The sequence below is a fragment of the Priestia sp. 40 genome, assembly GCF_049368575.1.
In the GTDB taxonomy this organism is placed as follows: Bacteria; Bacillota; Bacilli; order Bacillales; family Bacillaceae_H; genus Priestia; species Priestia zanthoxyli.
The window spans coordinates 89,853-112,517 of sequence record NZ_JBMPZA010000026.1 but is presented as its reverse complement, the minus strand read 5'-3'; the positions used below and the strand labels follow the sequence as shown (position 1 = coordinate 112,517).

The 22,665-nt window shown below is 38.5% G+C and carries 25 protein-coding genes and 1 pseudogene; 22 read left to right on the top strand and 4 right to left on the bottom strand.

Translation table 11 applies throughout. From position 1 onward, the window contains the following. Positions 1–124: 124 nt before the first annotated feature. A complete protein-coding gene (corA, locus tag ACO1DI_RS26775) occupies positions 125–1,087 on the bottom strand; it encodes a magnesium/cobalt transporter CorA (RefSeq protein WP_014459553.1) in 963 nt (320 codons plus the stop codon). A 147-nt stretch (positions 1,088–1,234) separates the two neighbouring features. On the opposite strand from corA, the gene ACO1DI_RS26770 reads away from it, so the two are divergent. The 15 genes and pseudogenes from ACO1DI_RS26770 to ACO1DI_RS26700 all read left to right on the top strand — a co-directional run bounded on the left by ACO1DI_RS26770 (position 1,235) and on the right by ACO1DI_RS26700 (position 9,823). Continuing rightward, entirely contained in the window at positions 1,235–2,092 is an 858-nt protein-coding gene (locus ACO1DI_RS26770) for an STAS domain-containing protein (protein ID WP_042992486.1), read from the top strand. 219 nt (positions 2,093–2,311) lie between these two features. After that, a complete protein-coding gene (gene ssuD / locus ACO1DI_RS26765) occupies positions 2,312–3,382 on the top strand; it encodes an FMNH2-dependent alkanesulfonate monooxygenase (protein ID WP_371905743.1) in 1,071 nt (356 codons plus the stop codon). Positions 3,383–3,503: 121 nt separating this feature from the next. Then, positions 3,504–4,277: an alpha/beta hydrolase gene (locus tag ACO1DI_RS26760; protein ID WP_014459557.1), complete on the top strand. Its 774-nt coding sequence runs from the start codon at positions 3,504–3,506 to the stop codon at positions 4,275–4,277. 79 nt (positions 4,278–4,356) lie between these two features. After that, positions 4,357–4,557: a DUF6501 family protein gene (locus ACO1DI_RS26755; protein WP_013057578.1), complete on the top strand. Its 201-nt coding sequence runs from the start codon at positions 4,357–4,359 to the stop codon at positions 4,555–4,557. Positions 4,558–4,857: 300 nt separating this feature from the next. Continuing rightward, positions 4,858–5,097 carry a YiaA/YiaB family inner membrane protein gene (locus ACO1DI_RS26750; protein ID WP_042992069.1) on the top strand — a complete coding sequence of 80 codons (240 nt, stop codon included), beginning with the start codon at positions 4,858–4,860 and terminating at the stop codon, positions 5,095–5,097. 124 nt (positions 5,098–5,221) lie between these two features. Then, positions 5,222–5,743 (top strand): hypothetical protein, encoded by a 522-nt coding sequence (locus tag ACO1DI_RS26745; protein WP_014459559.1) that lies wholly within the window; start codon positions 5,222–5,224, stop codon positions 5,741–5,743. A 109-nt stretch (positions 5,744–5,852) separates the two neighbouring features. After that, on the top strand, positions 5,853–6,071 hold the full coding sequence (locus ACO1DI_RS26740; protein ID WP_013083687.1) for a spore germination protein: 219 nt from the start codon (positions 5,853–5,855) through the stop codon (positions 6,069–6,071). 6 nt (positions 6,072–6,077) lie between these two features. Further along, entirely contained in the window at positions 6,078–6,311 is a 234-nt protein-coding gene (locus tag ACO1DI_RS26735; RefSeq protein WP_423145761.1) for a hypothetical protein, read from the top strand. 155 nt (positions 6,312–6,466) lie between these two features. Continuing rightward, positions 6,467–6,806 (top strand): annotated as a pseudogene (locus tag ACO1DI_RS26730) (DUF1033 family protein). A 97-nt stretch (positions 6,807–6,903) separates the two neighbouring features. Next, positions 6,904–7,434: an RNA polymerase sigma factor SigY gene (gene sigY / locus ACO1DI_RS26725; protein WP_013057572.1), complete on the top strand. Its 531-nt coding sequence runs from the start codon at positions 6,904–6,906 to the stop codon at positions 7,432–7,434. Further along, complete coding sequence (locus ACO1DI_RS26720; RefSeq protein ID WP_014459561.1) at positions 7,431–7,751, top strand: YxlC family protein; 321 nt, start codon at positions 7,431–7,433, stop codon at positions 7,749–7,751. The genes sigY and ACO1DI_RS26720 overlap by 4 nt, the downstream gene beginning before the upstream one ends. Continuing rightward, positions 7,751–7,951, top strand: a complete 201-nt coding sequence (locus tag ACO1DI_RS26715; RefSeq protein WP_014459562.1) for a hypothetical protein — start codon at positions 7,751–7,753, stop codon at positions 7,949–7,951. The genes ACO1DI_RS26720 and ACO1DI_RS26715 overlap by 1 nt, the downstream gene beginning before the upstream one ends. Before the next feature lie 4 nt (positions 7,952–7,955). Beyond that, positions 7,956–8,147: a PLD nuclease N-terminal domain-containing protein gene (locus ACO1DI_RS26710; protein WP_014459563.1), complete on the top strand. Its 192-nt coding sequence runs from the start codon at positions 7,956–7,958 to the stop codon at positions 8,145–8,147. A gap of 12 nt (positions 8,148–8,159) precedes the next feature. Continuing rightward, on the top strand, positions 8,160–9,050 hold the full coding sequence (locus ACO1DI_RS26705; RefSeq protein ID WP_140451446.1) for an ABC transporter ATP-binding protein: 891 nt from the start codon (positions 8,160–8,162) through the stop codon (positions 9,048–9,050). Continuing rightward, entirely contained in the window at positions 9,047–9,823 is a 777-nt protein-coding gene (locus ACO1DI_RS26700) for an ABC transporter permease (RefSeq protein WP_014459565.1), read from the top strand. The genes ACO1DI_RS26705 and ACO1DI_RS26700 overlap by 4 nt, the downstream gene beginning before the upstream one ends. Before the next feature lie 27 nt (positions 9,824–9,850). Here the strand turns inward: ACO1DI_RS26700 and ACO1DI_RS26695 are convergent, their stop codons facing one another. Together ACO1DI_RS26695 and ACO1DI_RS26690 are read right to left on the bottom strand one after the other, a co-directional pair. Then, entirely contained in the window at positions 9,851–10,654 is an 804-nt protein-coding gene (locus ACO1DI_RS26695; protein WP_014459566.1) for a lipid II flippase Amj family protein, read from the bottom strand. A 108-nt stretch (positions 10,655–10,762) separates the two neighbouring features. After that, positions 10,763–10,909 (bottom strand): hypothetical protein, encoded by a 147-nt coding sequence (locus ACO1DI_RS26690; protein WP_014459567.1) that lies wholly within the window; start codon positions 10,907–10,909, stop codon positions 10,763–10,765. A gap of 251 nt (positions 10,910–11,160) precedes the next feature. Here ACO1DI_RS26690 and ACO1DI_RS26685 point away from each other — a divergent pair, with 251 nt between their 5' ends. Continuing rightward, positions 11,161–11,808: a VC0807 family protein gene (locus tag ACO1DI_RS26685; protein WP_013057564.1), complete on the top strand. Its 648-nt coding sequence runs from the start codon at positions 11,161–11,163 to the stop codon at positions 11,806–11,808. A gap of 464 nt (positions 11,809–12,272) precedes the next feature. Here the strand turns inward: ACO1DI_RS26685 and ACO1DI_RS26680 are convergent, their stop codons facing one another. Further along, a complete protein-coding gene (locus ACO1DI_RS26680) occupies positions 12,273–13,973 on the bottom strand; it encodes an L-lactate permease (RefSeq protein ID WP_115654212.1) in 1,701 nt (566 codons plus the stop codon). A gap of 382 nt (positions 13,974–14,355) precedes the next feature. Between ACO1DI_RS26680 and ACO1DI_RS26675 the strand changes: the two genes are divergently transcribed. The 6 genes from ACO1DI_RS26675 (at position 14,356) to ACO1DI_RS26650 (ending at position 22,559) form a co-directional block, all read left to right on the top strand. Next, entirely contained in the window at positions 14,356–15,681 is a 1,326-nt protein-coding gene (locus ACO1DI_RS26675; protein WP_042992070.1) for an FAD-binding oxidoreductase, read from the top strand. Beyond that, positions 15,682–17,043, top strand: a complete 1,362-nt coding sequence (locus ACO1DI_RS26670) for a (Fe-S)-binding protein (protein ID WP_014459571.1) — start codon at positions 15,682–15,684, stop codon at positions 17,041–17,043. It begins immediately after the preceding gene. Further along, on the top strand, positions 17,027–18,478 hold the full coding sequence (locus ACO1DI_RS26665) for an FAD-linked oxidase C-terminal domain-containing protein (RefSeq protein WP_014459572.1): 1,452 nt from the start codon (positions 17,027–17,029) through the stop codon (positions 18,476–18,478). The genes ACO1DI_RS26670 and ACO1DI_RS26665 overlap by 17 nt, the downstream gene beginning before the upstream one ends. Positions 18,479–18,649: 171 nt before the next feature. Continuing rightward, the gene (locus tag ACO1DI_RS26660; protein ID WP_014459573.1) at positions 18,650–20,827 is read left to right on the top strand and encodes a malate synthase G; all 2,178 of its coding nucleotides are present in this window, start codon (positions 18,650–18,652) and stop codon (positions 20,825–20,827) included. Positions 20,828–20,935: 108 nt separating this feature from the next. Then, positions 20,936–21,712 (top strand): fumarylacetoacetate hydrolase family protein, encoded by a 777-nt coding sequence (locus ACO1DI_RS26655; protein WP_014459574.1) that lies wholly within the window; start codon positions 20,936–20,938, stop codon positions 21,710–21,712. A gap of 52 nt (positions 21,713–21,764) precedes the next feature. Continuing rightward, the gene (locus tag ACO1DI_RS26650) at positions 21,765–22,559 is read left to right on the top strand and encodes an IclR family transcriptional regulator (RefSeq protein WP_013057552.1); all 795 of its coding nucleotides are present in this window, start codon (positions 21,765–21,767) and stop codon (positions 22,557–22,559) included. Positions 22,560–22,665: the final 106 nt, after the last annotated feature.

Below are 22,665 nucleotides of genomic sequence, written 5' to 3'. Positions count from 1 at the left end.
AGTGTAAGCGACGAGGAGGCTCACGCCGCCCGCAGAAAGCGAAGTCTTGCGCGGAAACCAACAGCGGTGTCTCAAGCGATTCATGCTATCTCATTTATCTTTAAGTGGGATTGATTCAATGTCTCTACTCTTTATCAGTATTAAACCAGCCTTTTCGCTTGAACCATAAAATTAATCCAAGCGTTATCAGTCCCATGAAGCCAAGCACAAAGAAATAGCCATAGTGCCACTTTAGCTCAGGCATATTTTCAAAATTCATTCCGTATACGCCAACAATAAAGGTAAGAGGAATAAAGATAGATGAAATAACAGTCAGTGTCATCATGATTGAATTCATCCGGTTTGAATTAAGAGAAAGATAATTATCGCGCATATCAGACGTCATTTCCCGATTTGATTCAATCATATCGGCTAATTTTAATAAGTGGTCATAGACATCTTTAAAATACCTTTTTTGTTCAGGATGAACATCTAGGCGTTCAGAATTTATAACACGGTACAATAAATCGCGCATAGGCAAAATGGTCCTTCTGATTTTTAGCAAATCACTTCGAAGTTTGAATACATCTTCCATTAAAACAGAAATGGATTTCTTTGCATCTATGTTTTCTATATCATTCAGCTCATCTTCAATCTGATATACAGTGGGGAAATATTCATCTACCACTTTATCCATCACAGAATACGCAAGATAGCTTATCCCTTTTTCTTGAATCGAAGGTGTATGAAGCAGCTTTTCCCATACTTTATCAATTGCAGCTGACGGGTGAAAATGAAAAGTAACCATATAATTTTCGCCGATAAAAAGGTCAACTTCTTCAGCTTCTAACGTTTGACGATTTAACGAATGAAGGACAAAAAAACTGTATCCTTCATAATAATCGAGTTTTGGACGCTGCAGAAAATGAAAGCAATCTTCAATCGCTAACGGATGAAAGTGGAAGGATGATTGAAGCAGCAGCGCTTCTTCTTCAGAAGGGCAGTTAAAGTCAATCCAATAGTACTGAATAGAAGGGTCGTGAATCTGATCTAATTGTATATGTTTCACAATTTTGTCATCGTTCGTAAGAGCTAACGTTCGTATCATTTGAAAACTCCTTCGTGTTTTTATAGCCATTTTCAATGTAGCATAAAATCATAAACTACACGTATTTTTTTAAAAATTTTCTTTCTTCTCTTTTTATAAAACTAGTAAGGGGGAAAAAGTTGAATTATAATGATAGTAGTAGCTGGTATGGAAAGGGGAATCGTTTTGAATAAAAATGAAGCACTTCGAATGTTTTTCTTAAAACATGCAGATCAACTGACGGAAGAATGGTATGAAAGCATTGAAGACAATGACCCAGAATCGGTTTATGCATCTACTCATCCGGAAGTCATTTCAGTATTAAAAGGTCAAAATAATGAATTTCATTTATACATAGCCGATGTATTTATAAAAAGTGAAAAAGAATTTTTTGATTCATTTGAAACGTGGATTTTAAAGATTGCGGAAGACGGAGAGCATGTAAGAACGCCTATTCATTATATTATTCGAGAATTTTTCCGAGTTAGAAAACAGTATTTAACGTATTTAAATCAATTTGTAAAAGAGTATGACCAAGATATTACGCAAGAAGAACTAGACGAATGGAACGAATTGATTGTACGCGTGTTTGATATCACCGTTTATAAATTTGTTGAAGAGCACCATCAGCATTCAAGGCGGTTGCTTGAAGCACACAAGGAGCTGATTAATGAGCTGAGTTCGCCAGTTATTCCATTGAGCGATCATATTGCGATTCTTCCGCTTGTTGGGGATATCGACACAGCAAGAGCGCGCCGAATTTTAGAAAATACGCTAACTCGCTGCGCTGAACAGCAAGTGAATCACCTTTATATTGATATTTCAGGAGTGGTTATTGTTGATACGATGGTTGCTCATCAGATTTTCCAGCTGATTGATGCATTAAAATTAATAGGCGTAGAATCAACGATCTCTGGGGTACGTCCTGAAATCGCGATTACCGCTTCTCATTTAGGTTTATCGTTTGAAAACATATCAACAAAATCAACCCTTGCTAATGCGATGGCTTCACGTATGAGGAAATAAAGCGAACAAGAATTACTTTTAATTCTTGTTTTTTTATCTCAATTCATACTTGACATATAGGTTAAAGAGGTATTATGATTTTACTAATTTAATAAATAAAAAGAGTTGTATTACATACGCTAATATAAAAATGCATCTCTGTAATTAGCGGACAAGAATTGAACAAACAATATGAAAACGCTTTATATAGAATACGAGAATATTTAGGAGGAAATGGAAATGAACATCTTATGGTTTTTCCCTACAGCAGGCGACGGACATTATCTAGGCACAACCGAAGGAAGCAGAACAAGTGACATTCACTACTTAAAGCAAATCGCACACGGGCTGGATTATCTAGGATATGACGGCGCTTTGTTGCCTACTGGTTCAAATTGTGAAGATTCATGGGTGATTGCATCGGCACTTGCTTCCGTTACGAACCGACTGAAGTTTTTAATTGCACTTCGCCCGGGTGTCATGTCTCCAACACTTTCAGCACGGATGGCTTCGACATTCGATCAAATGTCAAACGGCCGACTTATGTTGAACATTGTGACGGGAGGAGATCCTGTGGAGCAAGCAACGTACGGTAACTATTTAAGTCATGATAAACGCTATGAGTTAACAGATGAATTTTTAACGATTTGGCGAGATGTAATGGAAGGAAACAAAGTGGATTATAAAGGAGAACATGTTGATGTAACAGGCGCGTACATTCCATCTCCTCCTGTCCAAAAACCGTATCCTCCGCTGTACTTTGGTGGATCTTCTCCAGCAGGAAAAGAAGTAGGAGCAAAGCATGCAGATGTATATTTGTTATGGGGAGAGCCGCCCGAAGTGATTAAAACAAAAATTGATGAGATGAAAGAAAAAGCTGCAAACGAAGGTAGGGACATTCGCTTTGGTATTCGCCTCCACGTTATTGTAAGGGAATCGGAAGACGAAGCGTGGGAATCTGCAGATAAATTAATTAAACATGTTAATGATGATACGATCAAAGCGTTTCAAGATAAGTTTGCCTCATTTGACTCCACTGCCCAAAAAACACAGTCAAGTTTGCACAGCGGCACAAAAGATCGAGGTGCGCTGGAGATTGCTCCGAATCTATGGGCTGGAATTGGCTTAGCACGAGAAGGAGCTGGAACCGCTCTTGTTGGAAGTCCTGAAATTGTAGCGGATCGTTTAAAAGAATACAAAGAGCTGGGAATTGATACGTTTATTTTATCAGGCTACCCTCATCTGGAAGAAGCGTATACGTTTGCTGAGCTAGTATTTCCACATATTCAAAAAGAACGAAGCAAGAGATAATTCTTGCTTCGTTCTTTTTGAATCGTAAAAAAATAAATACCCCAGTTGACTTATAGGAATTATAGGTGTATTATAAAGATAGTTCATTTAGTCAGAAAATTTGTGATAAAGGGTGAAGAAAATGGAACGTTATGACGTAATTCAAGGCGCAGAATCTTTTTATTATAAAGGCAACGACATTGGTATACTTGTTTCTCACGGATTTATGGGGACTCCTCAAAGTATGGAATATATCGGAAAAGAATTAGCTGAAAAAGGTTTTACTGTGTACGGTTTGCGACTAACGGGACATGGTACTCACTACTATGATATTGAACAAACAACGTACGAGGAATGGAAGCAAGACTTTTTAAATGGGTATCAGCGTTTGGAGCAAGAATGCCGTCATGTATTTATCTTGGGTCAGTCCATGGGAGGCACTCTCACCTTTCATACAGCAAGCCAAGGATTAGATCTTGACGGAGTTATTGCAATCAATCCGGCTATGACGTCCATTCCTTCAATGGAGCCTTACCGCTCTCGTCATACGCCTCGTTATTTAAAAGAAGAGCATCCTGATATTAAAGATCCAAACGTACATGAAATTACGTACGACAAAGTACCAGTGCGCTCTATGCGTGAGCTGCTTTCTTTAATGGACGAAACAAAAGAACGCTTATCTTATGTAACGTGCCCGGCTTTAGTACTAACATCAACCGTTGATAACGTAGTACCGCCTGAGAATTCAGCTTATATCTTAAACCATATTCAATCAGCAGAAAAAAGACAGCACATGCTTCGAAACTCTTACCATGTTGCGTCGATGGATTTTGATAAAGACACAATTGTTGCACAAACGGCACAGTTTGTACAAGCAACAGTTGCCAAAAAAAAAGTGCATGAGCGAATTTTTTAATTTTTAAATTCGCTCCGTTTCTTTTTTACTTCAAGTAAGATAAAATGAATCTTGAATGAAAACAAAGGAGTGTACATACATGATTCATTTAGAATGGAACGATCGTCCAACAATTAAACAAGTAAAATGCATACATACAGATGCAAAAAAATTCGTGGTTGAAAATGTTTTAACAGCAGGAAAAACATATGATGTAAAAAACGAAACAGAAGAATTTTATTTTGTTGTTGATAACACTGGCCAAGTCGGCGGCTTTTATAAAGAATACTTTGAAGGCTAAACAAAAAATCATCGTCTCGGCGATGATTTTTTTGTTGTAATAGAAATGATTAACTGAACTTTACAAACAATGTCTTCTACTTCTCAATGAGAACGAATGAACGTACTTTTAAATAGAATTTCTATATACAATCACTTCGCGAAAAAGCTCTGAGATAAAAATAGGATGTAAGACCTAAATTCTTCCGTTTCTTGTTCTGATTAAAAGGGTAACTGACTATAAATACCCATGACAACAATTATTTTACAATGTAAAATGAAAGCGACGCTTAACAGAAAAAGGAAAAGAGGAGGTCATACGATGAAAAAGCGTAATACAGCAGCTTTTACATTTTTAGCATGGACAGCTTTCATTACAGCACTATTAGCTATGTTTATAGGAATTTATACCTTAGATGCATCATTACCGGTTAAAGGTTATTATGCTGTTGGAACTTTATACTTAACGATGTCCGCTTTTGTGCTTCAAAAAACCATTCGTGATAACGAAGAAGATACGGCGCACGAACGTAAACATGACAAAGCCGAAGAAGAATTGTAAGTCGAAAAAAGAGCGTTTTTCTAGCTCCTTGAAAAACATCTCCATTTTTGGGAGATGTTTTTTTATATAAAAAACAGGGAACTTGTCACTCCATGTCGTATTAATAAAGAAGGAGGCGATTGAATTGACACAACTAATGATTAATAACGTAAATTTTCACGTTGATATGTTTGAAGAAAAAATGATTACTGATGCGAATACAGGTGAAAAGCTGAAAAGGCTAAACTTTTCTTTTTCGGTTGTAGGCAAAGCAGCTTATGATAAATATGATGCATTTTTTGAGGATCCGTACTTTGAAGTAACAAATATGGAGACAAAAGAAACGCTAACACTAAAAAACATTTCGCATAGCACATTTTATCAGTCACCTGAAATTACAGAGCATACAAATATTGTTTTCAGGGTGAAGCTGCAGCAAGAATCTGTTAAAACAAAAGAACAAGTGAAAAATGAACAGCCAACAGAGAGCACGGTAAACGAAATGCTTTTATCTAGAATAAAATTTAAGGCTCTTGTCGAAATACTTGAGGAAAAAGGACTTTTAACAGAGAACGAATTGTATACAAAAATTGAAGAAGTAGCAGAACGAGATTTTGATATTCTGCGAGATGAATTAAGTCATTCTAAAAAAGAGGTAAAAGCGTAAAAATACCCCATTCTGCAGGGGGATTTTTTATTTATATCCATTAATTTATAACCCTTTTGATAAATCGTTCATATATTACATCACGATGAAAATAAAAAGGGTGAGGATAATGCCGATTGTTATTAATCATGTAGTGATTCCAAACGTTACAGGAGGAGTCGTTACGTTTGGCGACACGTACTATGTTTCTCCAAAAAGTAACAGTAAAACCGCACAAGGTTCAGGGTCTTCAAATACAGGAATTTGTGTAAATACAAATTCAGGACTTTCTAATACAAATACGCTCGATCCGGATGGTTCTGATCAAAACGGCTTCGGAAACGGATAAGGAGAGATGTTTTACTCTTCTTTCTACACGCCTTTTCAGTATTCGTTTTATCCGTATTTTATACCTTCTTTTGCACGTCCGATTGGATTTGTCGTGTCACCTGATGGAGCGATGGATAACTGGTGGGGCAAAAAACCATCTTGGTGGTGGAAAATTACGCCTTCAGCCGGCGTTTTCCCTCCTGTTACCCAGTACTATACGGGCAGTTTAGTTCCTTATAGTTTAAGGAGCTATTATTAATATAAAAAAGATGTTCGAATTAAGCTACCTTGTTGGCGTCTATTTCCTGAAAATAGGCGTTTTTTTCCGTTTTACTTGATTCAAAGTTATTTTTGCTGAATAATAAGGAAAAGAGAATTTTTAGAAGTAAGCTGTAAGTAAGGAGATGTTCAATCATGACAGATAAATGGAGAGTTCATAAAATAAAAAGTGATTGTGAACCTTGGCTGTTTTTAGAAGGCTGGGAAAAAGATATTATTGAAACCATTGAATTTGAAAAAAGAAGAAGCGCTTCGCTACTACGCGATGATGATTTATGAATTTCATCAAAAATATGCAAGCGTGCGAAGTGATGAACTAGCGCTCTTTAGCTTTTGGAACGAAGGCGAAAAGGAATTTTGCGAGGCCTGTGATGATGATCTTCAAATCTTCCACGGTGTTTTATTCGCTAAAAACGATGAAGTCTATTCATTAGAAGAAGATGAAGAAGGATTAAAAATGCTTCGTACTAAATAAAAACGTCCTGCGGGGCGTTTTTTTTATATAAAAAATGAACGATTTCAATTGCTAAAGCGTCATATAGGTGATGAAACAAAAAGGAGGGGTGACCGCTTTGGAACAAGATGATTTCATCCTTGTCCAAAAAGCATTACAAGGTGATGATGATGCCTTTTCATTATTATTTCAGCGCTATCATTCATTTTTATATAAATACCTTTTAAAGCTGACATTAGATGAGGACTTATGCAGTGAATTGTGTCAGGAAGCAATGATGAAGTGTTACGTGAATCTTTCTTCATACAAAAATGAAGCAAAGTTTTCGACTTGGATGATATCCATTGCTTCAAGACTGTACATGGATTATTTGCGTAAGCAAAAACGTGAAAAAAGCAGTCTTCAGCGAATAAAGCAGTCTTTATCGCATCAGCTTCAGTGGAAAGCTAAATACAAAGGAGTGGAATGGAGCGAGATGTTTTCCGATTTTAATGAACTCGATTCGCGCTTTCGAATTCCTGTCTTGCTTCGACATTATTACGGATACACATACGATGAGATTGCCCATATGCTGAATATGCGAGCAGGAACGGTCAAATCAAGAGTAAATAAAGGAGTAAACATACTGAGAAAGGAGTGGAAAGAATGAGAGAAGAAAATGACAATCAGCCCTTGCATTCTTTAAAAAAAGATTGGGAGCAGCTAGAGAGTTTAGCAAGTCATGAACATATTTCTCTTCATGTAATTAAAGAACAACTTCTTATTGAAAAACAAAAGCAGAAAAAAGCTTTCCGGAAAGAATTATGCTTATTTACATTAACAGCACTTGTTATTTTAACAGTAATGGCAACGGCTATTTTACAAATACCTGCCTTATTTATCGCCATTGAAGTGATCGGGATCATTGTTGCTCCTATTTCTTTTATCGTCTTTCACTATAGACGGAAAAAGGAGATGTTTTTATAATGAATGAAAAATGGATTTTGGTTCTGTTTATTTCGCCATTTCTTCTTCTTCAAAGCTTTCTCCTTTTTATCAATGCAAAAAAACGCGGCGCCCATCCATGGTTTTGGGGAATATGGGGACTGATTCAAATTCCAATGCCAACGCTTTTTTATTGGTTTTTTATTATTTGGCTTCCAGCACGAAAAAAAAGGGGGATGTAAATAAATGAATGAAATTAACTGGTTGTTAATTGCTCCAATTCTATTATTACAATTATTTTTAATGATTCCAGCATTGATAAGCTGCATAAAGCAAGAAGAGACAAACGGACCAAAATGGTTATGGGGACTCATCATTTTATGTGTAAGTACAGTCGGTCCCGTTTTATATTTTGTTTTAGGACGTAAAAAACAGTGAGGTGGAACGAAGATGTTTATGCAAGTAGAAGGACTGACAAAAACGTACCGCAATATAACCGTTGTAGATAACCTTTCATTTAATCTCGATAAAGGAAAATGTGTAGCATTGTTAGGGCCTAATGGTGCAGGTAAGACAACTACTCTGCATATGATTGCAGGTCTTACGGCACCTAATAAAGGGAAAATTTCTTTTGAAGATAAACAACATCAAGACGTACGGTCATTTGTTGGCTTTCTGCCACAGCATCCTACGTTTTTTAATTGGATGACGCCTCAGCAGTATTTAACTTTTTTAGGTCTTTTATCTAATATTTCAAAGAATGTGCTTTCCCAACGAATAGATGAAGTACTTGAAACTGTAGGTTTAAAAGGAAAGGAAAAGCAGAAAATTGCTGGCTTTTCTGGAGGAATGAAACAACGTTTGGGCTTAGCGCAAGCCTTGTTGCATAAACCTGAACTGCTAATTTTAGATGAACCCGTTTCGGCTTTGGATCCTGAAGGCAGGAAAGATGTCCTAATGATTATCGAAGCATTAAAGAAGGATACATCCATTCTATTTTCAACCCATATTTTGCATGATGCAGAACAAATATGCGATAACATTATCATGATTAAAAGCGGACGTATGAAATGGAATGGAACAAAGAGTTCGCTGCGCCAAGAGTTTACGTCTCCTACTTTTACGATTGAAACAGAAGAAAGGCTCCCTGCATCTCTTAGCAGTCTGCCAAGTGAACAGCTGTTGTTTCATTCGCCATATAAAGCCACTGTAGGTGTAAAAGATACATCTCAGCAGCAGCAACTGCTTCAACTGCTTGTTGATCAACAAGCAAATCTTGTTTTATTTGAACGAAAACAGCATTCTCTCGAAGATGTGTATCTAGAGGTGATGAACAAATGAACACATTTGGAGTCTTATTTAAAAAGGAACTGCATGAATTATTTGCGAACGGCAAAGGAATTTGGCTGCCTGTCTCTCTAATTTTGCTAGGCATCACACAGCCTTTAACGAATTATTATATGCCACAAATCATTGACATGGCAGGAAATTTACCAAAAGGAGCCATTATTCAACTTCCTACGCCCACCGGTCAAGAAGTATTGCAAGGTGTCCTTTCACAATATAGCACAATAGGAATCTTATTGATTGTACTAGCAAGCATGAATATGATTTCAAATGAACGACAAAATCATGCGGCTGTACTTGTTATGATGAGACCGGTGAGCGTCATTCAATACATTATGAGTAAATGGGCTGCGCAAATCGTACTGGTCATTGGCTCAACGTTTATAAGCTATATAGCAGCGTGGTATTATACAAATCTTTTATTTTCACATGTGGATTGGACTCATATGCTAGTTAGCTTTCTTTTATACAGTCTGTGGCTGATTTTTATTCTGTCCGTTTTAGTGGCAGCTGGAACCTTTCTTTTACAAAGCGGAGGAATTGCTGGAGTAAGCATATTGATCATTGCGTCACTTTCATTTTTGAGTACTTTGTTTACGAATCAATTAAAGTGGAGTCCTGCAGCGCTGTCACAATACGCCGGTCGTATACTTGAACAATTGCACTGGTCACAAAGTGTCACCAATACCGTAGTTGTTACATTAGTGAGCTGCTTTCTTCTTTTAATTGCTGCTGTTTATAGATACAAAAAAGTAGAATATGTATAAAAAGACTTCTGAAACGAAGTCTTTTTTCTAAGGAATTAATTTGCAAATCCACGCAATATAAAGAGCAGCGGGGACTAAGAGAATCTGGGCACATACTGTCCCGCATAAACGAGAGATGACGAGTGTACCAACCATTTTATTCATAGATTGCTTAGTAGATTCACCTTTCATTACCTTTTCAGTTAAAATGGCTACTTGCGGATCTACAAACACAGCAAGGGTAATCATCGCTAGTCCGTTAATAAGACCAGAAGACATCAGAATTGATTTAGAAAGGGTAGGCTCGAGCGTAGAAGCATAAAGAGTGGAAAGAACACCTACTGTATAAATGGTCGTAGCCATTAAATTCAAAAGAAGCAACCGCTTGGGCACTCCGCCTATTCGCAGCTGAGACAGCATAATCCACCTAGGACGCTTCACGTGTTTTTTTGCTTTTTCCAGCGTATGTATGGAAGCAATGTTTTTCATCATTTTGGGTACAGATCCCGCTACTTCTAAGTGTGAAATCATGCGGGAGAAGATCGATACAAAGCTAGGAATTAAAAGAGCACCTGCGATTGTCCCGATAGAAGCCGCGAGCAAGATAGTTTGAAGCTGATGAAGTAGAAGGGGCAAATCTTCTTTAGACTGGACCGCATCTCCTAATTTGCCGGTCAGCGGAGCTTGCACCATATTAGCTGTTCTTGAAACGATGACAATAATATTAAAAAGAGATAGGGCCACGACTAGTTTTCCAGTTTTCAAGCCCGCAAGTCTCACAGAGTAGGCTAGTGTTTCAATCATGTGAATAATTCCTACAAATACACAAATAATCAGTAATTTTTCCATCATAATAAGTAAGTTTCTTTCTTTGATACACGCACTTCCTTATTATGTATAATTTTGGTTCATTTGTAAATAAAAAGCCACTTGCTACCAAGAGTAGCAAGCGGCTTTTTATTATCGATGCTGGTTAATATCACGAAGTATATCTTTGCTAGCCTGATAATCTTTTTCCCGTTCTTTTTCCACCTGTAGACGTTTGTCTAGTTTACGGCTATATTCAGCATACCCCACGCCGTGAGAAAGCTGCATGGCCTTTTCCATTTCTGACGTGTACGTTAGGTGAAGTGCGATAATGAATCAATCCTTTCAGCATTTTTCACTTGTGGCACATGTATTGCTGCTCAAGTGTTTCGATGTTTATAATTCTTGAAGTCTTTCTAGAAATCGTTTTCCCTGTCGCTTTGGATCTAAACATAAATGATTAAAATTTCATAACATTCCAGGTAAAAGCCTTTTTTTCTTGCGTAGTATCCCATATAATAGCAGGAACAACGTTTTTAAAGGAGTTATATATGAACAATACAAAACGAGTATGGTTTGATTTACTTTTTTATATCGCTATTCCTTACCTAATATGGAATCAAGGAAAAGACATTATTGGTGATTACTATGCCATTTTGCTTTCAACAGCACCAGCGTTTGTGTATACCATTTATACATTTATTAAAGATCGCCAGTTTAACGTAACAGGATTGTTTATTGTCATTACGCTGCTGGCACGTACCATTATTGATTTAATTTCAGGGAACGCAGCGACGATGTTAAACAATCAAGTATACTTTATGATTGGACTGGCTGTAGTTGTTCTGTTTACCATTGTGATAAAAAAGCCAATTGGTTTGTACTTCTTTGTAGATACGGCTTACTTAATGGGCTATAAGCGAGAAGACTCTCTAAAACTCTTCCACCAGCCCGATTTATTCAAAATGATGAACTGGCTTACAGTACTGTTCGCAGGTCGCTATGTATTTTTAGCAATCGTAAAATACGTATTGATTCAAAAGTACGGAGTAGAAGGGTACGGGAACATGATTGTATTCCGTCAGGCCGTTACGTGGGCATTCTCCATTTTAATTGCCGTCTACACGTATTTTATCTATAAAAAAATTCAAGATAAAACAGGGATGGATAATCCAATGAATCCAAATGTAAATGAATAAAAAAGAAGCGTGCGTTTAACTAACGTACGCTTTTTTGTTACAAAACAGTGAACAGTGCTCGAAACACTAACATCTCATTTAAAATTAATAGTAAAATAACGCTATTAGAAACGGGATGAAAGTAGGTCAAGAAATGAAACTATTATTAGCATGTCAAAAGCAGCCTTATCGAATTTTAGAAATGATTATGGTGTTTTTTACCTTAATTTTTGTCGTACTGTCGTTTTTTGATTACCGTCAGCTTTTTTTCCTTGTGTTTACGCTTGGAATTGTATTTGCTATTCGAGCGTTTGAAATGCAAGAAGGAGAGAAAAAAGACTCAAGGAAACATCTGGCTACTTGTCGGTGTTGTGATGATTTTGCTAGATATAGTTTTATTTGTTGTATATGCCATCAATCGATCTTAACTAAAAGAAAAATGCTTCCGTGCAGAGGGTCACCTCTAGCTGCGGAAGCTTTTTTGATTAAGGAATCATCCACGATAATACATTGGATTGTAAAAATGTTAATACGCAGACAATCAGCAGTAAAAATAAGCTGTGCTTCACCGTAAAACGAAGCAAATCGGACTCTTTTCCAGCCAACCCAACCGCAGCACAGGCAACAGCGATGGACTGCGGTGAAATCATTTTACCGGTTACTCCACCAGAAGAGTTTGCTGCAAGCGCAAGAAGCGGATCCATTCCAATAGACGTAGCCGTGATTTTTTGCAAGTTGCCGAACAATAAGTTGGCTGATGTATCTGATCCTGTAATAAAAACACCAAGCCAGCCGAGTACAGGAGAGAAAAAGGGAAATAACGCGCCTGTTTTAGCTAGCAGCAGTCCTAAGGTTGTACTCATTCCAGAAGCATTTGTCACGTAAGCAAATGCTACAACGGACATAATGGTAAGCAGCGGCAACGCTAATTCTTTGCACGTCTCGTTAAACGTAATAAACCATTCTTTCCAAGAGATGTTGACGATAAATTTTGTGACAACAGCAGACAACAGGATAGCTGTGCCGGCAGCGCCTAGTAATTCTAACTTATACACTGCCGCAATCGGTTCTCCATTTCCATTTAAAATTAAATTATTTAACCAAGGTACTTCTGGCATAAACGTTAAATAATGTCCGATGGAATTGATAGCGCTCAAAAAAGCGTTAGATCCTTCATAATGTCCTGTCAAAGCGGTTTTAATTTGAGGAATTCCCCATATAGAAATAAAGATCGTTAAAATTAAAAAAGGTGACCACGCCTTTGCAATTTGAGCCCCCGTGAATGCGGGTTGATCCTGAGTTTCTCTTGGCTCAGCCGAAGCGGAAGCTACTTCATGTGCTGCTTTTTCAGATCGAAAGCGAAACGTTGTTTTTGGTTTCCAGAATTTTAAGAAAATAGCGAGCGCAAAAAGTGAAACGAGTGCCGATAAAATATCGGGAAGTTCCGGTCCTAAAAAGTTAGAACTGACAAACTGGGTAAGGGCAAAAGAGATGCCGGATACTAAAATAGCAGGGAGTACTTCTAATGTTTTCTTAAATCCAGCCATTACAAAAACCAAATACAGCGGAATAAATACAGAAATAAAAGGAAGCTGGCGGCCTACCATTTTAGAGATTTCCATTGCCGCTACTCCAGTAGGACCTTCCATAGCCGTGATAGGAATACCGATTGCACCAAAAGCAACGGGTGCTGTGTTTGCTAATAAACATAAGCCAGCGGCATACAGTGGATTAAACCCTAAACCTACCAGCAGAGCTGCTGAAATAGCAACAGGTGCACCAAAACCAGCGGCCCCTTCAAGAAAAGCCCCAAACGAAAAAGCAACCAACAAAGCTTGAAGTCTGCGATCTTCTGTAATAGATACGACAGAGGTACGAATAATATCAAACTGACCGGTTTTTACGGTTAGTTTGTAAAGAAAAACAGACGTAATGATAATCCATCCAATTGGCAGTATACCGTATACGGCCCCTTGACTGGCTGACATAAAAGCCATGCTAGCCGGCATTTTATAAGCAAGTATTGCAACGGCAAGTGCGACCAGTAAAGTTGTAACTCCAGCCATATAACCTTTCATTCGTTTAATAGCCAGAGCCCAAAAGAAGTAAAGAATAGGAATCAAAGCGATTAATGAAGACCAAATGACGCTGTTTCCTACAGGAGTGAACTGCTGTGTCCATGTCATAACTAACACCTCATTTTCAAATTAGTGAACTATAAATTTAGTAAAACGAAACCATTAAAACTACGATGATAAGGTCATCTGATGACTTATGTAAAAATGAATTCGCTTACATTATATTCTAATCCTTTTGTGATAGGCAAGTACTAAAAGAAACTTTTTTTCAAAAGAACGGACATTTTTTTGTTGATAAGAAGAAAATATTGGTTGAAAATCCCAAGAATAGGTGATTTAATGATTGTAAGCGCTTGAAATATATCTTTTCATCTATTCTACTAATTATTCTTCTTATTAATCTACTACTTTTAGTCGTATTATATATGGCACTTCTTTATGTTATTAGTGAAACGGTGTTTGCTATTACAAAACGAGAGGAGTCAATTTATTGAGTACGTCGAAGCTTCCAGGTCATTTAAAATCCATTTTATCTCATCCTTCTACACTTGAAGAACATCATATGAATCACTTCCTTGGAAATAACGGATCCCTTCATGTTAAGCCAACTTCAGAACAAGAAATAGCAGCCGTTTTAAAGTATGCGACGGAACACGGAAAAAAAGTCGTCATTGAAGGGAACGGTACAAAAAAAGGGTTTGGCGGACTTATAGATACAGCAGACCTTTTGCTTTCGCTGACTGAATACAGCGGAATTGTTGAACATACAGTAGGTGATATGACGGTTACTGTAAAAGCTGGTACACCGTTTGGAGAGCTGCAAACGTATTTAAAAACGTACAATCAGCAAGTTTCACTTGATCCACCTCTAGGAGACTACGCTACAATCGGCGGGGTTATTGCAGCGAATGAAAGTGGTCCAAAGCGCTTGTCTTATGGATCAGCTCGAGACGCAGTAATTGGCATGAGAGTCGTATATTCAGATGGAACCATTGTTCGTTCAGGGGGAAAAGTCGTCAAGAACGTGGCTGGCTATGATATGAATAAGCTGTTTATTGGTTCAATGGGAACACTCGGCGTTATATCCGAAATAACGTTAAAGCTGCGTCCGCTGCCTAAGTATCAAAGCGTTCTTTTTCTTTCTTTTTCAACAGGCAATATCGAAGAAATCTATGCTTTTGTTAGCAAAGTCCTAGACTCGATGATAGAGCCCGTTGCTTTGGAATTATTGAATCCTTCCCTAGCTGAAGATGTAATAGGGCAGCATCTGTTTACGCTTGTAATTAGCTTCGAAGATGTGGAAAGTTCCGTTCATTATCAAGAGAATTACATTAAAAGTATTCAGCCGTCTGATACCATTTTAAAAGTACTGCAGCAAAAAGAAGCCGAGGTATTTTGGGGATTTTTTAGTAACATTAGTCCAAATGGTGCACGTTGTTCTTCCGAAGAAGAAACGGAAGCCACGCTAAAAATTGGCGTACCAAATATGAATGTACTCGATGTAATAAACAAAAGTAATGCATTAAAAACGTCCCGTCCAATGCTGATAAAAGCACATGGAGGAGTTGGACATGGTCTTTGTTCGGTCTACATAAAAGGCTCAGAAGATGCCATTCTTTCCGTTATTACTTCATTTATTGAAACTGCTAAAACGTACGGAGGATATGTAGTCGTTAAACACTTGCCTTTTATACTGCGCCAAAAAGTAAATGTATGGGGAGAAAAACCTTCTCATTTTCCGTTACTAGCAGAAATTAAAGCAAAGATGGACGCTAAAAACGTGCTTAACTATAAACGATTTATAGGAGGAATCTAAGTGAATTCAGCGAAAGCGGATATCAAAGATGCTCCATGTCAAAGCGTTAGCAATTATCTGTGGAAAGACGCGCCAGACGAAAAAAAATGGGCGGATTGTGTACACTGCGGAATGTGCTTGGAGTCTTGTCCTACTTACGAAATAACGGGGCAAGAACAGCATTCACCAAGAGGTCGCGTTCATCTTATCAAATCGGTAGCAGAAGGAAAAATAAGCGTGAATGAACAATTTACAGATCCTGTGTTTGCCTGTTTGGACTGCCGTGCCTGTACAACTGCTTGTCCTGCAAATGTAGACGTTGGCGGACTTATTGAAGAAGCTCGCGGCCAAATTCGTCAGGCGATGCCTTTGACGGGATGGAAAGGCATGATTAGCAAGTTTTTTCTAAAGGAACTTTTTCCTCATTTCCATCGCTTAGAAGCTGCAGGAAGTCTATTAAAATTGTACCAAAAAAGCGGGATGCAAAAAATGATGCGCACGACAGGGATGTTAAATATGATGCCGACACATCTATCAGAAATGGAATATGTAATGCCTAAGATTACTCGTTCTGTTCGGAAAAAATATAAAAAAGAACGTGTTCTAAAAGCAAAAGCAGAAAGAAAAGCAGAAGTTGCTTTTTTAACTGGGTGCATCATGGACGTCATGTTCAGTGATATTAACGAAGCGACTCTTAATGTATTAAGAAGAAACGGCAACGATGTTGTTATTCCTCAGTCTCAGACGTGCTGTGGTGCTTTGCACGTTCATGCAGGAGACCGAGACATGGGAAGACAGCTTGCCAAAAAAAATATAGAGGCGTTTCAACATGCCGATACTATTATTGTAAACGCTGCGGGATGCGGCTGCATGTTAAAAGAGTATCCTGAATTATTTAAAGAAGAAGAGCAAGAGTGGCTTGAAAAAGCCGAAGTCTTTGCTGAAAAAGTCCAGGATATTTCAAAATACCTTCACGATACGGGATATCGCCCTCCGCAGGCGAAGCTGCATACGCGCATTACGTACCACGATGCTTGTCATTTAGCTCATGGTCAAGGAGTCAGAGAAGAACCAAGAGATATTTTGCTTTCTATTCCAGGAGTGGAAATGGTTCATATGGCTAATGCCGATCGGTGCTGTGGAAGCGCAGGAATTTATAATTTAACAAACCCTGAAATGGCGGGAGCCGTACTCCAAAATAAAATGGAACATATCCCTGATGACGTAGAAATGATTTCAATGGGAAACCCAGGATGTATGCTGCAGATGGCAGTAGGAGTAAAAAAATATGGACGAAGTCAGCAAATTGTTCACACGGTACAGCTTTTGGAGTGGGCCTATCAAAAAGAAGAGGAGGAAGCACATCGTGTTGAAGAAAAATAGAATAAAAGATCTTCACGTAAAAAACCTTTCTCAACTAGTAGATGCTCATTCTATTTTGTATCATAAAGAAGATTTGCTTGCGTACGACTGCGACGGGTTTACCATTCATAGACATTTGCCTAAAGCGGTGTTATTTCCTCAAAATACGAAAGAAGTTTCTAGCATTGTTAAATACTGCAATGAAAATAATTTGCCTTTTCTTGCAAGAGGAGCAGGCACAGGACTGAGCGGAGGAGCAATTCCTCTTAATAACGAAGTGGTTATTAGTTTAGTGAAAATGAAGCGCCTGCTTAGCGTCGACTATGAAAACAGACGTGCCGTTGTAGAGCCTGGATTTATTAATCTTAGATTAACCAATTCAATTTCTGAAAAAGGATATTATTATGCACCCGATCCTTCGAGTCAATATTGCTGCACCATTGGTGGAAATGTAGCGGAAAACGCAGGAGGGGCACACTGTCTTAAATATGGCGTCACTACCAACCATATTTTAGGGCTAGAGGTGGTGCTTCCAAATGGAGATGTGATTGAACTTGGCAAGCAAGGTATTCCGGATGAACCGGGATATGATTTATTAGGACTTTTAACGGGATCAGAAGGAACGTTAGGAATCGTTACAAAAATTACGGTGCGCATTTTGAAAAACCCCGAAGCAAAACAAACGGTTCTTGCCTATTTCGACCGCGTAGAAGATGGCAGTCAAGCGGTATCAGACATTATATCAGCCGGCATTGTGCCTGCTGCGCTTGAAATGATGGATAAAACCGCTATTGAAGGAGTGGAAGCTGCTGCATTTCCGGTCGGACACCCTAGAGATATTGAAGCTCTTTTATTAATTGAAGTAGACGGCATTTCAGCTGGTATCGAAGAGCAAATCCTTCGTATTTTAGACGTATGTAAAAAACAAAACGTACGGGAAGTGAAAGTAGCTGAAAGTGAAGAAGAGCGCTCCAGGTGGTGGGCAAATCGCAAAACAGGATTTGGAGCGATGGGAGCTATATCCCCTGACTATCTCGTACAAGACGGCGTCATTCCAAGAAGTAAACTGCCTCAAGTGCTGAAGCGAATTAACAAAATTAGCGAAGAATCTGGCCTTCGCATTGCCAATATTTTTCACGCTGGAGACGGGAACTTGCATCCGCTTGTATTATTTGATGCTAGAAAGCCAGGGGAAACCGAAAAAGCACTCGACGCCGGAAGCGCATGTTTGCAAGTATGTGCAGAAGTAGGAGGAACGATTACCGGCGAACACGGCGTAGGCATTGAAAAAAAAGAAGAAATGCGATTTGTTTTTAATGAAGATGAAATTCAAGCACAAACGAATATACGAGAAGTATTTAATCCTAAAAATTTATTAAATGCAGGAAAGCTTTTTCCAAGTCCGAGCCGCTGCGCTGAAGTCAAAAAAGAAAAGAAAAAAGTAGAATATTTTTAGAAAATTCTTGAAAATACATTCGCTCGATGATATGATTTTTTTAACAAAAATAAAACGATGTTTCGTAATAAGAAACAGCACCGCATATGTTCGTCTTAACCATCTTGGTCAGAAAAAATGAAAGCGTGTCCAATTTTAAAAATATAAAGAAGTAAGAGGAGGAAACAGACGGTGACAAACTATAAACAAGTTGGAAATCTGAAAGTAGCCCCAGTTCTCTATCAATTTATCAATGAGGAAGCTCTTCCGGGCAGCGGCCTAAGTACAGAAAATTTTTGGTCTGATTTTGAAGCGTTAGTAACTGAGTTAACACCCGTAAATAAACGCTTGTTAGAAAAGCGTGATCAGCTGCAAGCTCAAATTAATGCGTGGCATCAAGAAAATCCTGACGGTGACTTTAACGAATACAAATCGTTTTTAACGAGAATTGACTATTTAGAAGACAAGACAGAAGATTTTCTTATTGGTACAGAAGGAGTAGACAGTGAAATTGCTTATCAGGCAGGACCACAGCTTGTTGTACCAGTGAATAACGCCCGGTATGCTATTAACGCTGCTAATGCACGCTGGGGAAGTCTCTATGATGCTCTTTACGGCACTGATGCAATCAGTGAAGAAAATGGAGCTTCGCGCACGAGTTCTTACAATCCAATTCGAGGAGAAAAAGTTATTGCGTTTGCGAAGAATTTTCTTGATGAAATTGTTCCGCTCGTTCAGTCTTCTCATGCGGAAGTGGTTCAGTACAGCCTTGAAAATGGAAGGCTTGTCGCTCAATTAAATGATGGCAGTTTAACAGAATTACAGGAAGAAGAGAAATTTGTAGGGTATCAAGGAGAAGAAGAAAGCCCTGATGCTCTTTTATTCAAAAACAACGGCCTGCATTTTGAAGTTCAAATTGATCGTACGGATTCGATTGGTAAAACAGACGATGCGGGTGTAAAAGATATTTTAATGGAAGCAGCTCTTACGACGATTATGGACTGTGAAGATTCAGTAGCGGCAGTAGACGCAGAAGATAAAGTAGATGTTTACCGCAACTGGCTAGGATTAATGAAAGGTGATTTGACGTCTACTTTTAAAAAAGGAAGTCAAAACATGACAAGGCGTTTGAATCCAGACCGTACCTATATTTCTCCCGACAAGGAAAAGATTTCACTGTCTGGCCGTTCGCTTATGTTTGTTCGAAACGTTGGGCATTTAATGACAAACAGCGCTGTTTTAGATCGAGATGGCAACGAAATCTATGAAGGTATTTTAGACAGCGTGATTACTAGTTTAATTGCCAAACACACCTTGCTTAAAAACGGTACGTATCAAAATTCTAAAAAGAGCTCTATCTATATCGTTAAACCGAAAATGCACGGCTCCAAAGAAGTGGCTTTTGCCAACACGTTATTTAATTCAATTGAAGATATGCTAGGGCTTGAGCGTCATACGATTAAAATTGGCGTAATGGACGAAGAGCGCCGCACAACGCTTAATTTAAAAGCGTGCATCAAAGAAGTAAAAGATCGAGTGGCTTTTATTAATACTGGATTCTTGGATCGAACAGGTGATGAAATTCACACTTCTATGGAAGCAGGCGCTGTTATTCGTAAAAATGATATGAAGGCGTCTAAATGGCTTCAAGGCTACGAGCAGTCTAATGTAAATGTAGGATTAGCAAGCGGATTCCAAGGCCGCGCTCAAATCGGAAAAGGAATGTGGGCAATGCCGGATATGATGGCCGAAATGCTGAAACAAAAAGTGGGGCATTTAAAAGCAGGAGCGAATACGGCATGGGTGCCTTCACCAACCGCAGCAACGCTTCATGCTCTTCACTATCATCAAATTGATGTAAGAGATGTTCAAAACGAATTGCTTACTCGGTCTACTGATTTACAAGATGACATTTTGCAAATTCCTGTGGCAGAAAAACCAAATTGGAGCAAAGATGAAATTCAGCAGGAGCTCGACAACAACGCTCAAGGAATACTTGGTTATGTAGTAAGATGGGTTGACCAAGGAGTAGGGTGCTCAAAAGTACCGGATATTAATAACGTCGGGCTAATGGAAGACCGGGCAACGCTTCGTATTTCCAGTCAGCACGTAGCTAACTGGCTTCATCATGGGATTTGTACAAAGGAACAAGTAACGGAAACATTAAAGCGAATGGCAAAAGTAGTGGATCAACAAAATGAAAATGATCCTCTATATCAGCCAATGGCACCAAACTACAGCACATCCATTGCTTTTCAGGCAGCCTGCGATTTAGTATTTCAAGGCTATGATCAGCCAAACGGCTATACGGAACCCATTTTACACCGCCGCCGTATCGAAGCAAAAGCAAAAGCAGCTATAAAACAGTAAAAAAAAACGGCCTGTCACCATAGAGATGGCAGGCTGTACTTACATCTTAAGAACCTGACTACCTACGATCCTTATTAAAACAAAGCAAATGGGAAAAGGAGCCATGTTATGAAATTTGTAAGGTTTGCTGTACAAGATAGCCGTCATACAGGTGTACTAAAAGAAGATACGATCAGCGTTATTAAAGGAAATATATTTGAGAAGTGGGACTATACAGGGCAGACTTTTTCACCGAGTGAAGTAAGGCTTTTGGCTCCTTTAGAGCCGAATCAAATTATTGGAATAGGCGCAAATTATGCAGCTGCAAAGTCGGAGCTGCCAAAAGAAATGCCTTCTATTCCTGTCTTCTTTTTTAAGCCCACATCCTCTGTGATTGGTCCAAACGAAGACATTGTCATTCCAACTGCCATTAAGCACGTCAAGTTTGAGTCTGAACTTGCAGTTATTATTGGAAAAGAAGCGAAGAACATCGCAAAAGAAGACGTACGGGACTATATATTTGGGTATACAATTGGAAACGATGTAACGGCTCCGGATTATTTTCATGAAGACGGGCACTGGACCATTGGAAAATCCTTTGATTCATTTACGCCTCTTGGCCCCGTAATCGAAACAGAGCTTGATTTTAAGTCCATTCATGTAAAAGCGTTTTTAAATGGCGTTGAAAAACAAAACAGCTCAACAGATTTAATGATTATTTCCGTTGGAGAAATGATTGCTTACCTTTCTACTGTTATGACCCTTAAGCCGGGAGATGTGGTTTTAACAGGAAGTCCGGTCGGCGCGGAACTGGTGAGCGCAAACGATATTATTGAATGCACCATCCGAGAAATTGGGACCCTCCAAAATCCGTTTGTTGCAGAGAAAGAACGTGTAAACGTATAAAAGTGATAAAAAATGCCCGGCAGTAAAACGACACATAGAGGAGAGAGGAAAAATGGAGCGAGAAAATATGGTGAAGTCTGTAAGCCGGGCATTGGATATTGTCACAATTGTCAGCATGGAAAGAGAAGGGGTAGGCGTCACAGAAATTGCAAAGCAAATGGACATTAATAAAAGCTCCGTATACCGTATTCTAACTACTCTTGCTCAGTATGGCTATATTGAACAAGATCAAGAAACCGGGCGGTACAAGCTTGGGTATAAGTTTTTAGAAGTAAGTTCAAAGCTTTTAGATTCTATTGATCTACGAACGGAAGCAAAGCCGTTTTTGCAAGAACTTGAAAGTGAAACAAATGAAGTCATTCACCTTGTGGTCTACGATCAAGGTGAAGTAGTGTATATTGAAAAGCTAGAAGGAAATCAGACGCTGCGCATGCATTCAAAAGTGGGGAAAAGAGCGCCTATGCACTGTACGTCTGTCGGTAAAGCTATTCTAGCTTTTTTACCGCTTAATACGGTAACGAGCATTCTTGAAAGAAAAGGCTTACCAGCTCATACCGATCACACCATTACAGATGAAGAAAGCTTTCTTCGAGAACTTTCAGAAGTAAAACAAAAAGGATATGCGCTGGATTTAGAAGAAAATGAATATGGAATTACCTGCATCGCAGCGCCTATTTTTGATCACCTTGGTCAAGTCGTTGCCGCAGTCAGCATTTCCGGTGCTACGATGCGTATGACAAATGAGCGATTAACGTATCTTCAAGAACGCATGGTTGATATAGGCAAGAATATTTCAGAGCGGCTCGGCTACAAAACGGAATCTGTGAAAGACAAAAGTTTGTTCTGATTCTTAAAGAACAAACTTTTTTTATATAATAATCTGTAAAATAACGTAATTATATTATGTAAACTATAGGCTAGGATTTTTAATTGATGTTTTATTCATGATACAA

Coding starts and splice junctions, on each gene's coding strand:
- corA (WP_014459553.1), bottom strand. CDS start 1,087: ATGATACGAACGTTAGCTCTTACGAACGATGACAAAATTGTGAAACAT.
- ACO1DI_RS26770 (WP_042992486.1), top strand. CDS start 1,235: ATGGAAAGGGGAATCGTTTTGAATAAAAATGAAGCACTTCGAATGTTT.
- ssuD (WP_371905743.1), top strand. CDS start 2,312: ATGAACATCTTATGGTTTTTCCCTACAGCAGGCGACGGACATTATCTA.
- ACO1DI_RS26760 (WP_014459557.1), top strand. CDS start 3,504: ATGGAACGTTATGACGTAATTCAAGGCGCAGAATCTTTTTATTATAAA.
- ACO1DI_RS26755 (WP_013057578.1), top strand. CDS start 4,357: ATGATTCATTTAGAATGGAACGATCGTCCAACAATTAAACAAGTAAAA.
- ACO1DI_RS26750 (WP_042992069.1), top strand. CDS start 4,858: ATGAAAAAGCGTAATACAGCAGCTTTTACATTTTTAGCATGGACAGCT.
- ACO1DI_RS26740 (WP_013083687.1), top strand. CDS start 5,853: ATGCCGATTGTTATTAATCATGTAGTGATTCCAAACGTTACAGGAGGA.
- ACO1DI_RS26735 (WP_423145761.1), top strand. CDS start 6,078: ATGTTTTACTCTTCTTTCTACACGCCTTTTCAGTATTCGTTTTATCCG.
- ACO1DI_RS26720 (WP_014459561.1), top strand. CDS start 7,431: ATGAGAGAAGAAAATGACAATCAGCCCTTGCATTCTTTAAAAAAAGAT.
- ACO1DI_RS26715 (WP_014459562.1), top strand. CDS start 7,751: ATGAATGAAAAATGGATTTTGGTTCTGTTTATTTCGCCATTTCTTCTT.
- ACO1DI_RS26710 (WP_014459563.1), top strand. CDS start 7,956: ATGAATGAAATTAACTGGTTGTTAATTGCTCCAATTCTATTATTACAA.
- ACO1DI_RS26705 (WP_140451446.1), top strand. CDS start 8,160: ATGTTTATGCAAGTAGAAGGACTGACAAAAACGTACCGCAATATAACC.
- ACO1DI_RS26700 (WP_014459565.1), top strand. CDS start 9,047: ATGAACACATTTGGAGTCTTATTTAAAAAGGAACTGCATGAATTATTT.
- ACO1DI_RS26695 (WP_014459566.1), bottom strand. CDS start 10,654: ATGATGGAAAAATTACTGATTATTTGTGTATTTGTAGGAATTATTCAC.
- ACO1DI_RS26690 (WP_014459567.1), bottom strand. CDS start 10,909: ATGGAAAAGGCCATGCAGCTTTCTCACGGCGTGGGGTATGCTGAATAT.
- ACO1DI_RS26685 (WP_013057564.1), top strand. CDS start 11,161: ATGAACAATACAAAACGAGTATGGTTTGATTTACTTTTTTATATCGCT.
- ACO1DI_RS26680 (WP_115654212.1), bottom strand. CDS start 13,973: ATGACATGGACACAGCAGTTCACTCCTGTAGGAAACAGCGTCATTTGG.
- ACO1DI_RS26655 (WP_014459574.1), top strand. CDS start 20,936: ATGAAATTTGTAAGGTTTGCTGTACAAGATAGCCGTCATACAGGTGTA.
- ACO1DI_RS26650 (WP_013057552.1), top strand. CDS start 21,765: ATGGAGCGAGAAAATATGGTGAAGTCTGTAAGCCGGGCATTGGATATT.